Genomic DNA, 9,987 nt, shown 5'->3' on the forward strand with positions numbered 1-9,987 from the left:
AAGTGGTGCTGCGCGGCACCTTCCGCTGCCTGAGCAACCCGGTTCGCGAGCGGGTAAAAGGGCTGATTGAGCACTACGTGGCGACGCAGCCGCAGGTCTCTGACGTGCAGGGGGAGATTTTCTGGTATCCGGGCTACCCGGTCACCAGAAACCATCCGGCGCAGGCGCTGAGCGTCCGCGAGGCGGCGATTGCCGCGCTGGGCGAGTCGGCGGTGAACGCCGAGGTCAGCCCGTCAATGGCCTCAGAAGATTTTGCCTGCATGCTGGAAGCGTGCCCCGGCGCCTATTTCTGGATCGGTACCGATGGCGAAACGCCGTCCAAACCGCTGCATAACGCCGGCTATGATTTTAATGACGATCTGATCGAACCCGGGGTGCTGATGTGGACGGCGCTGGTGGAAAAGCTGCTGCCGCTGGCCGGTGAAGCCTGACGCGTTGAGTGACAATGTCACGTCAGGGGAGGCACGTCTCCCCTGACTTTTTTAGGCGTTAGCCGCGGCTTTAAGACGCGCTTTCATCTCGTTGTAGGCGCTGAGCGCAAACTGCTCCGCCCAGCGCTGGTCGGCAATGGCCTCGACCTTCACCGCGCAGTACTTGGTTTCCGGCGTTTTCGAGATCGGGTCGAGGTTATCCTGGGTTAGCTCATTGCAGGCGCCCACCCACCACTGGTAGGTCATATAGACGGCGCCGCTGTTGATGCGATCGCTGATATCGGCGCGGGTGATAACCTTCCCGCGCCGCGAGCTGACCCACACCAGCTGCCGGTCGGCAATTCCCATCCGCTGCGCATCGGCGCGGCTAATTTGCACCCGGCCCGGCTCGTCGGCCAGCGACTGCAGCGCCGCGCAGTTGCCGGTCATCGAGCGGCACGAATAGTGGCCGACTTCGCGCACCGTGCACAGCACCAGCGGATAGTCGGCATCCGGCGTTTCGGCCGGGGCCCGCCACGGCGCGGCGAACAGCTGGCCTTTACCCGTCGGGGTATCAAACTGGTTATCCTTATAAAGCCACGGCGTGCCCGGATGATCCAGCGTCGGGCAGGGCCACTGCACGTGGTTCATGTCGCCCATTTTTTCATAGGTTACGCCGTAGAACAGCGGGCACAGCTCGCGCATCTCGTCCCAGATTTGCTGGTTATCCGCGTAGCGCATCGGATAGCCCATTTCGCTGGCCAGCAGGCTGATAATCTCCCAGTCGCGCTTGACGTTTCCCGACGCCGGGATCGCCTTCTCAAAGCGCTGGAAGCCGCGATCGGCGCAGGTGAACACGCCGCCGTGTTCGCCCCAGGAGGTCGCCGGCAGCAGCACGTCGGCAATCTCGGCGGTTTTGGTCATAAAGATATCCTGCACCACCACGAAATCCAGCGCCTCGATCCCCTTGCGCACCAGCCCGAGGTCGGCCTCCGTCTGCAGCGGATCTTCCCCCATGATGTAGTAGGCCCTGATCTCCCCGGTAAGCGCCTTGTGGGGCACTTCGGTGATGCGGGTGCCGACCTTATCGTCCATCAGCGCCGGGTCGATGCCCCAGGCCTCGGCAAACTTAGCCCGCACCTGCGGGTCGGTGACCTCCTGATAGCCGGGGAAGAGGTTCGGTAGAACCCCCATGTCGCAGGCGCCCTGGACGTTGTTTTGTCCGCGCACCGGGCCGACGCCGACGTGCTCGCGGCCAAGGTTGCCGGTGAGCAGCGCGAGGCTGGCCAGCCCTTTGACCACGTCCACCGCCTGGCCAAACTGGGTCACGCCCATTCCCCACATAATGGTGGCCGAAGGTGCGGCGGCAAACATTCGCATCGCCTGGCGCACCTCCTGCGCCGGCACCCCGGTCAGCGCTTCAACCGCCTCGGGAGAGTAGTCCCGCACCGCTTCCCGGTAGGCTTCAAGGCCTTCGGTAAAGCGATCGACGTAATCATGGTTGTAGAGGTCTTCCTCGAGCAGCACGTGCGCGAAGGCGTTGACCAGCGCCATATTGCTGCCGTTATTGAGCTGCAGGTGACGATCGGCGATGCGCGCGGTTTCAATGCGCCGCGGGTCGCAGACGATGATCTTCGCCCCGTTCTCGCGGGCTTTGATCACCCTGCGGGCCACGATCGGGTGGGAATCCGCGCAGTTGTAGCCAAAGACCAGCAGGCATTTCGAGTTTTCAATATCGCTTATCGAGTTGCTCATCGCGCCGTTGCCCAGCGCCTGCTGGAGACCGGCTACCGACGGCCCGTGACACACGCGGGCGCAGCAGTCGACGTTGTTGGTGTTGAGCACCGCGCGGGCAAACTTCTGCATCACATAGTTGGTTTCATTCCCCGTACCGCGCGATGAGCCGGTGGTCATGATGGCGCGCGGGCCGTACTGCTGTTTGATGGCCTGCAGCTTCTTCGCGGTATAGCGGATCGCTTCATCCCAGGTCACCGGGGTGAGCTGGCCGCCTTTTTGGTAGCGAATCATCGGCTGCTTCAGGCGCGGGGTGAGCAGCTGGGTATCGTTGAGGAAATCCCATCCGTAGTAGCCTTTGAGGCACAGCTGGCTTTGGTTGGTCACCCCATCGGCGGCTTCGGCGCGGATAATTTTATCGTTTTCGACAACCAGCTTAAGTTTGCAACCCGCCCCACAGTAAGGGCAAACGCTCGTGATTTTTTTCATCAGTAACAGACCTGTTAACAGTGAATGAAGATCGTCGGTCAGGCCGGGCCCGGCCTGCCATCGTCATTGAGTCCTTGCGTCACGATGCTGACGTCAGGTGTGGCTGTTAAGCAGGAAGCGTGCCAAAAAAATAACATATTGATTTTTATGAGAAATTAAATCAGAGGATGCCGGCTCGTCGCGATGTCGTCACTAATGACGATGACGAGCGGCCGGTCCCGACGCCCCGGCGATGGCGGGCTCGCGCCGGCCGGCGGCGCGAAGGAAGGGGCGCAGGGCGGGGATCAGGCCATTTTTTGCCGGAAGTGGGCGAGGGTTTGCGCGGCTAAACCGGCCTCCTGCGCCGCGCTGCAGATGGCCTGCCAGCTGCCCTCGTCAAGCGGAATACCCCGCGCCAGGCGCTCCTCGCGGTTGGCCTGCTCCCATTCGCCGGGCACCAGAATCGGAGCGTCCGCCTCGTGCGGGGACTGCTTACACCAGTCGATAAAGGCTTCGGTCTGGCTCTGCATCTGCGGAGCATCGAAGGTTTCCGGGTCCAGAATGATGGTGGTCATGCAGTTGAAAATGGCGTCGACGCAGGTTTGCAGGCTCTCCTGGTGGGTTGTCTGCCCGCCGGATACCGCGCCGCCGAGGATCTCGCACAGCGTCGCCAGGGCGTAGCCTTTATGCTGGGCAAAGGTCAGCAGCGCGCCCAGCGGCGAGGTCTGCATCACCGCCGGGTCGTTGGTCGGCTCGCCGTGGGCATCGATTAACGAGCCGGCCGGCACCGCTTCCCCCTTGTGCCAGGCAACGCGGGTCTTGCCGAAAGCGATGGCGCTGGTGGCGTAGTCCAGCAGCAGCGGCGGCTGGCCCCTGCGCGGGAACACCACGCACAGCGGGTTGGTGCCGAAGCGGCTGTCCTTCCCGCGAAACGGCGCCACCATCGGGTCGCCAACGACGCTGACGAAGTGGATAGAGATCATGCCCGCCGCCGCGCACTGCTCGGCCCAGTAGCCGATGCGGCCGATATGGTGGGCGTTGCGCAGGGCGACGGCGGCCATGCCGTGCCGCTGTGCCTTTTCGATACCGATCTGCATCGCCTCGTGGGCGACAACCTGCCCGAACCCGGCGTTGCCGTCGAGGGTCACTACCGCTCCGGCGTCCTTCATAATGCTGGCATGCCGGTTGAGCTGTAGATGCCCCGCGGCCTGGGAGCGCACGTAGCTCGGGATCATCCCGACGCCGTGGGAATCGTGGCCGGCGAGGTTGGCGGCAATCAGATGGTCGGCGACGAGGGTCGCTTCGCTGGCGGTGCTGCCGAGGTGGCTGAAAAGGGTAACGACAAACTGATGCAGATCCGTAGCCTGAAAGCGATGTCCGGTAGGCACTGAGTCTCTCCTGTGGTAGGCGGTTAGCGTAGTTATTTTGTGATGTTTGCCGATCCATGCTGCTCTCCATGCCGATGAAGATCAAGCACTTGTGGAGAGTGCCGGCGTGAGTGGCAGAGAACAGAGTTGAGGCTGGCAGGACTGGTCGCCGGAGTGGGAATCATTATGATAAAAATCTTATTCTAAATGATATGGAGAAAACCATAATGAACATCAGCTCAATCATTTTAGCCCTCGTCGCCGTTGCCCTGCTGGGTATTTCCGTCTATAGCCTGCTTAGCTATATTAAAGAGCGCCGGGCAATGCGTTTTAAATCGTTTCGCCAGCGCTGAACCGCAAAGCCCGCGGCTTATTAACCGGCTTTATGATAATTTTCGCGCCAGGCCTTCGGCGATGCGTGATATTTTTCGCGGAAGCTTTTGCTAAATAACGGATGGCTGATAAACCCGCAGAGCCACGAAATCTGCTCGACCCGCAGCTGAGGTGCGCTCTCCAGCAGCTCGCGCGCGGCCTCTAAACGCCGCTCTTTAAGCACCGTCATAACCGAGGTTCCCTGTTCGTTGAAGGCGCGATCGAGGCTGGATCGCGAGCAGTGGAGCGCTTTTGACAGCAGGTCCGGGGTGAGATCGTGCTGCTGATAGTGCAGGGCGATAAACGATTTCGCGCTATTCACCAGATGCCCCAGCTTGCCGGAAGAGATTAATCCCTGCTGTTTCGCGATATCGCTCAGGACCAGCAGCGCCATATTATGCAGACCGTCGACAACGGTTGCCGTTTCCTTTAGCGACAGGCTCGCCGAATGGCTATCGAGCAGCATCATGTGCGATTTCAGAAACATCGCCAGAGGATGATTCTCCAGAGAAACAATCGGGCTATTGAGCCTGCCGTTAAAAACCTCTTTGATTTTCTCGCTGCGCGGAATGATATAGAGCTGCTTCACGTCGTCGCACTGATACTGATAATAGTCATTGCGCTGATGAACAATCAGCATTCCCGGATTGACCTGCGCGGAGACGGATTTCTTTCTGCCGTTAATAACCTGATGTCCCTGCACCAGCAGCGAAATATAGATCGACTGCTCCTCGACGCGATGCGGATCGAAGGTGGTCTGATTTTTCGAACCCATCGCACTACAATAGTCGCCGGAAATAGCGGATATAGTCTTATGCGTGGCAACAATCTCTGCCGGGCGGCGGTTGTTCGCTACTTCTATCCCATAGCAGCCGAGGTTTTGCGATATTTGCTGGTAACGCTCTTCCGGCGCGATATCCGCCGCGCTCAAAACGTGAGGAACGTACAGCGCAGTAGGTCTGGGCATGTTTTTCGCCTTTCTCAAGGTGCTGTTGGCAGGTGAATTTTTATCCTTCGATTATAAGATTAATCCTAAGAAAAACCAGCGCCCGGCGGTTTTTTTTACGCATTTTAACCGCCCGCGCGCACGGGCATCCTGCCGGCCGAATGACGGACCGCCTCTTTTTATCAGAAAATAGGTTACCGGCGCGCTGAATATTATTTTCCATTTATTAATGAATGCTTTTCGGGCGTATAAAATATATTTACGCCGCCTGCCATAGATTAATTGCGCGGTGAATAAACGCCTTATTTGACCCGCAATGGCCTGGCAACATCGGGCTGGACAGCGGGACGAAAATAATTGCAAGCTATATCGCAGGTAGTGGTCAATACACATCGGCTCACGGGGATAATAAGCTCATGGCGAAACGTAAAATTATTGTTTTATCTTTGATGTTTTTTTGTGTTTTATTTTTTGCCGCCGCCGGCGGTTATTTTTTACTGCAGAAAGACAACTTTGCCGAACCCGATGGCGATGAAACCGCCGCCGCCGTTCTCAAAGTGGCCGGGCTCGATGAGAGCGGCCAGCGCGATCCGCAGGCGCTAAGGGCGCAGTTTCAGCGCCGGGTTAGCGTCCGTCAGCTTAATCTCGATAGCGGCGAGCTGCTGGCGCCGGGCAAGGGCCGCGCGGCGCAAAAACGCTGCGCCAGCCTGCCGGCGGCCGGCGATCCGGCGCAAATCAGGCAGCGCTGCGCCCTGGTTGATATCTACCTCGTTCACGCTAGCAGCGGAACTATTCAACAAATTATTCTGCCGGTTTCCGGCAAGGGCGCGAAATCGATGATGTATGCGCTGGTGGCCATCGACACCGACGGCCGCACGGTGAAAGATCTCCTGTACTACCGGCAGAACGAGACGCCGCTGCTCGGCGCGAGAGTGGAAGACCCGCAGTGGCTGAGGCAGTGGGCGGGCAAAAAAGTACGCGACGAGCGCGGCCAGCCGGCGCTGAAGGTGACGCAGAATAGCGATGGCCGGAACGATGATTACACGGTCGACGGCATCAGCGGGGCGACCTTAACCTCCAACGGCGTTGAGAAGAGTATTAATTACTGGATGGGGCCGCAGGGCTACGGCAGATTTCTCCAGCGTATTCAGCAGGATCCGGCGCAACTATCCGCCGACGCCGTGCGCAATTAGCCGCACGGCCTTTGCAATATCTGACACAAATTTTCACGGTTTGACATTTTAATGATCTGCGTCATGTACATCGACGGCAAAAATGCCAATGATAATTATTATCATTAAATTTGATGGAAGGCGCAATGATTGCCCCTCGTTCTCTCCTGCTGGCTCTGCTTCTTAGCCTCCTGTTCAGCGCCCCGGCGCTGGCGGAGGCCCACTATGCTCCCTACATCGCGGATATTGAGCAGCGGCTGGATAAAACGGCGCAGCTCTACCAGCAGCAGAAAAACGACGAGGCGCGCCGGGAGGTGCAGAGCGCCTACTTTGAAGTGTTTGAAAACCTCGAAGGGCCGATTCGCATTAATATTTCGGCGCGTAAAAGCTACGAGATGGAGAGCACCTTCGGCGACATTCGGCGGATGATTGCCGAGGGTAAGCCGCTGGACGCGGTTCAGGCGCGCGTCGACGGCCTGAAGCGGGCGCTGCGCGAAGTCGAGCCGGTGCTCGACGGCGGGCATCGGCTGGTGGCGGAGGAGCAGCATACCGCTCTATCGCGGGACGATATCGCGGCGCAGTGGCAGGAGAGCTTTCGCACCATCGACGACCGGCTGGCGCAGGCGGTGAGCGAGTATCAGGCCGGCCGCTACTCCCTCGCCAGCCAGCAGGTCCAGCAGGCGCACTACCAGGGTTTCAAAAACTCGGAAATGGAAATCGCGGTGCGGCAGAATCGCTCGGCGAAGGACGCGGCGGCGATTAACCAGCAGTTTACCGCCCTGATCGCGCTGACGGCGCAGCCCGGACGGCTGAACGACGTCTCGTATCAGGTCACCGCGCTGCTGCAGGATCTGGAAGACCTTTTGCCCGGCCTGCCGGGCACCCGCGACGACGGGCCGCAGGCTAACCCGGCGGCGGCGGAGGCCTCCGCGCCGAACGCCGACTGGGCCAGCGTGGCGGCGGGAATTAACCAAAGTATGGATGCCGCCCTGGCGCGCTATCAGCGCGGCGAAGCGGAGGGCGCGATTCAGGATATCCAGGATAGCTATTTCGACCGCTTCGAAGCCAGCGGCATGGAGAACAAAATCGGCTCCCGCGACGCGGCGTTCAAAACCACCCTTGAAGCCTATTTCACCCGCATGGTCAGCCTGATGAAGGCCGGCCAGCCGCAGGAGAAGCTGACGGCACAGGCCGCCGCCCTGGCGCAGGATCTGCAAAAGGCGGTCTCCCTGCTCGGGGAGGGGGAAGAGACCCGCTGGAGCCTGCTGCTCTACAGCCTGATGATCATCGTGCGCGAAGGGCTGGAGGCGCTGCTGATCGTGGCGGCTATCGTCGCCTATCTGATTAAAAACGACCAGCGCGACAAGCTGCCGCTGATTCGCCAGTCGGTGGTGGTGGCCCTCGTCGCCAGCGTGGCGACGGCGTTTATCTTCCAGCTGCTGTTTACCAACTCCGGCGCCAGCCGGGAGCTGCTGGAGGGCATTACCATGCTGATCGCGGTGGTGATGCTGTTCTTCATGAGCTACTGGCTGCTCTCCAAAGTTGAAGCCCGCCGCTGGCAAGCCTGGCTAGAGGGCAAACTCTCCCACTCGCTGTCGCGCGGCTCGCTGGTCGGGCTGTGGCTGACCAGCTTCCTCGCGGTCTATCGCGAAGGTGCGGAAACGGTGCTGTTTTACGCCGCGCTGTTCGGCGACGCCCAGGGCGTTGGCGGACACCTCGCCATCGGCGGCGGGTTTATCATCGGCTGCGCGGTGCTGCTGGTGGCCTGGCTGGTGATGCGCTACTCGGTGGTGCGGCTGCCGCTTAAACCCTTCTTCCTGTTCACCGGCGGCTTTATGTACCTGATGGCGTTCGTTTTTGCCGGCAAAGGGGTGCTGGAACTGGTGGAGGGCAAGCTCTTCCAGCCGACGCTGGTCGGCGGCATGCCGGAAATCGGCTGGCTGGGCGTCTATCCCTATGTCGAAACCCTGATCCCGCAGGCGATATTGCTGATTGCGGCGCTGGCCGCGCTGTGGATCATGCGCCGCCGCGCTCCGGCGCCGGCGGAAGATATAAAAAATAACTTCTGACTTTTTTAATTTTAAGACGAGAGGATGTGCCAGATGAACGTTAAGCAGACCCTGATTATCAGCGCCACCGTTGCCAGCATCTTTGCCGCCCCGGCGGCGCTGGCCTTTAAGGAGTATCCGGCGGGCGAGCCGGTGACCATGAATGAGATGGAGATTGCGGCGGTTTATCTCCAGCCGATCGATATGGAGCCGCGCGGCATGGGGCTGCCGGCGGCGAAGTCGGATATTCATCTGGAAGCCGACATCCATGCGGTGGAAGGGGGCAAAAACGGCTTTGGCGCGGGGGAATGGATCCCTTACCTGACCATCGCCTACACCCTGGTCAACAGCGACACCGGCGAGAAGCAGGAGGGCACCTTTATGCCGATGGTGGCTAGCGACGGCCCGCACTACGGCGCCAATATCAAAATGATGGGCGTTGGCAACTATAAGGTGACCTACCACATTGACCCGCCGTCAAAAGCCGGGATGCACCGCCATACCGATAGCGAAACCGGCGTCGGCCGCTGGTGGAAGCCGTTTGACGTCAGCTACGAGTTTAAGTACGTCGGCCTGAACTAAGCCTGGCGTAGCCGATTTTTCGCGGCCACGGACGCCGCCGCTGTTACGCAGGACGACCCGCCGGCCATCCTGCGGTCTGTTATTTATCCGCCGTACCGAGTTGAAGTCATGAGCTATTTTTTTGTCTCGACGCTACAGGTCTTTTTCTGCATTGCGCTTCTGTCCGCCGTGCTCTGGGGACGCGGCGACGCTCCCGCGCTGCGCCCGCTTGCCTGGACGCTGCTTGCGGCGCTGGCCGTCGGCCTGCTGGCGGGGTTCTACGTTCGCGGTAGCCAGTCGCTGCAGCTGATCCTCGTCGGCGCTGAAATTCTGCTTTCACTGCTGTTTTTGCTCAGCTTCTGGTGGGCATCGCAGCGGGTTCGCTACCTGTGGCAGGGGATCCTCGTTGCCGGCGCCGCCCGCCGCTGGGGGCTGGATCCGAACCTGAGCGGCCTGACCTCAACTCACGTCCTTAATACCGATCTGCTGCTGAACCTGACGGCGATCCTCCTCGCGCTGGCCACGCTGTGCCTCGCCGCCGCGCTCTGCGCGATGCTCCTGCGGCGGATGCGCTGGCTCTACTGGCCGCTGACCCTGCTGCTAATGGTGCTGCTGTGGCTGCCGCTGGGCGGAACCCTGCTGCTGCTGTTGATGAAGCTGCAGGTGGTACCGCTGCTGAAGCCGCTGCTGAGCTTTGTCGCTAAAGTGACCAACAATGCCGCGCTCTACAGCTGGGCCGCCGGCGCCATACTGCTGCTGATGAGCCTGTTCTGGCTCCCGACGCTGCGCGGCTACGCCCGGGCGGTAAAGGCCGCCGAACGGCCGATTGACCGCCGGCTGGCGCTGGCCGAACGCCGGGGAGCCGGCCGCCTGTGGCTGACCACCGTTGGCTGCGCGCTGGTGATTATC

Annotated in this window: 8 protein-coding genes and 1 pseudogene; 6 read left to right on the top strand and 3 right to left on the bottom strand. The window is 60.5% G+C overall.

The window, feature by feature from the left end; genetic code table 11:
• On the top strand, nucleotides 1-431 hold a 431-nt coding region (locus PFH44_RS21210; RefSeq protein ID WP_349632135.1), incomplete at its 5' end, for a M20/M25/M40 family metallo-hydrolase.
• Nucleotides 432-482: 51 nt separating this feature from the next.
• Here PFH44_RS21210 and fdhF read toward each other — a convergent pair.
• The gene (gene fdhF / locus PFH44_RS21215) at nucleotides 483-2,633 is read right to left on the bottom strand and encodes a formate dehydrogenase subunit alpha (RefSeq protein WP_283826059.1); all 2,151 of its coding nucleotides are present in this window, start codon (nucleotides 2,631-2,633) and stop codon (nucleotides 483-485) included.
• A 284-nt stretch (nucleotides 2,634-2,917) separates the two neighbouring features.
• Nucleotides 2,918-4,000: a malate/lactate/ureidoglycolate dehydrogenase gene (locus tag PFH44_RS21220; protein WP_283826060.1), complete on the bottom strand. Its 1,083-nt coding sequence runs from the start codon at nucleotides 3,998-4,000 to the stop codon at nucleotides 2,918-2,920.
• Nucleotides 4,001-4,212: 212 nt separating this feature from the next.
• On the opposite strand from PFH44_RS21220, the gene PFH44_RS21225 reads away from it, so the two are divergent.
• Nucleotides 4,213-4,332 carry a small membrane protein gene (locus PFH44_RS21225; RefSeq protein ID WP_139339464.1) on the top strand — a complete coding sequence of 40 codons (120 nt, stop codon included), beginning with the start codon at nucleotides 4,213-4,215 and terminating at the stop codon, nucleotides 4,330-4,332.
• Between the two features lie 20 nt (nucleotides 4,333-4,352).
• Here the strand turns inward: PFH44_RS21225 and PFH44_RS21230 are convergent, their stop codons facing one another.
• The gene (locus tag PFH44_RS21230) at nucleotides 4,353-5,318 is read right to left on the bottom strand and encodes a helix-turn-helix domain-containing protein (protein ID WP_045858775.1); all 966 of its coding nucleotides are present in this window, start codon (nucleotides 5,316-5,318) and stop codon (nucleotides 4,353-4,355) included.
• A gap of 395 nt (nucleotides 5,319-5,713) precedes the next feature.
• Between PFH44_RS21230 and nqrC the strand changes: the two genes are divergently transcribed.
• The 4 genes and pseudogenes from nqrC to PFH44_RS21250 all read left to right on the top strand — a co-directional run.
• Nucleotides 5,714-6,490, top strand: coding sequence for an NADH:ubiquinone reductase (Na(+)-transporting) subunit C (nqrC, locus tag PFH44_RS21235; RefSeq protein ID WP_283826061.1), 777 nt, complete (start codon nucleotides 5,714-5,716; stop codon nucleotides 6,488-6,490).
• A gap of 125 nt (nucleotides 6,491-6,615) precedes the next feature.
• Complete coding sequence (locus PFH44_RS21240) at nucleotides 6,616-8,538, top strand: FTR1 family iron permease (protein WP_283826062.1); 1,923 nt, start codon at nucleotides 6,616-6,618, stop codon at nucleotides 8,536-8,538.
• A gap of 33 nt (nucleotides 8,539-8,571) precedes the next feature.
• Nucleotides 8,572-9,099, top strand: coding sequence for an iron transporter (locus PFH44_RS21245; protein WP_045858770.1), 528 nt, complete (start codon nucleotides 8,572-8,574; stop codon nucleotides 9,097-9,099).
• A gap of 108 nt (nucleotides 9,100-9,207) precedes the next feature.
• Nucleotides 9,208-9,987, top strand: a pseudogene (locus PFH44_RS21250) (Fe-S-containing protein); the annotation flags it as partial.

Origin of the sequence: Klebsiella sp. Ech2A (genome assembly GCF_030078455.1) — a bacterium.
GTDB lineage: Bacteria > Pseudomonadota > Gammaproteobacteria > Enterobacterales > Enterobacteriaceae > Klebsiella > Klebsiella terrigena.

Bases quoted from the DNA above. Each gene is read 5' to 3' on its own strand.
- nqrC (WP_283826061.1), top strand. From the start codon at position 5,714: ATGGCGAAACGTAAAATTATTGTTTTATCTTTGATGTTTTTTTGTGTT.
- PFH44_RS21240 (WP_283826062.1), top strand. From the start codon at position 6,616: ATGATTGCCCCTCGTTCTCTCCTGCTGGCTCTGCTTCTTAGCCTCCTG.
- PFH44_RS21245 (WP_045858770.1), top strand. From the start codon at position 8,572: ATGAACGTTAAGCAGACCCTGATTATCAGCGCCACCGTTGCCAGCATC.
- PFH44_RS21230 (WP_045858775.1), bottom strand. From the start codon at position 5,318: ATGCCCAGACCTACTGCGCTGTACGTTCCTCACGTTTTGAGCGCGGCG.
- fdhF (WP_283826059.1), bottom strand. From the start codon at position 2,633: ATGAAAAAAATCACGAGCGTTTGCCCTTACTGTGGGGCGGGTTGCAAA.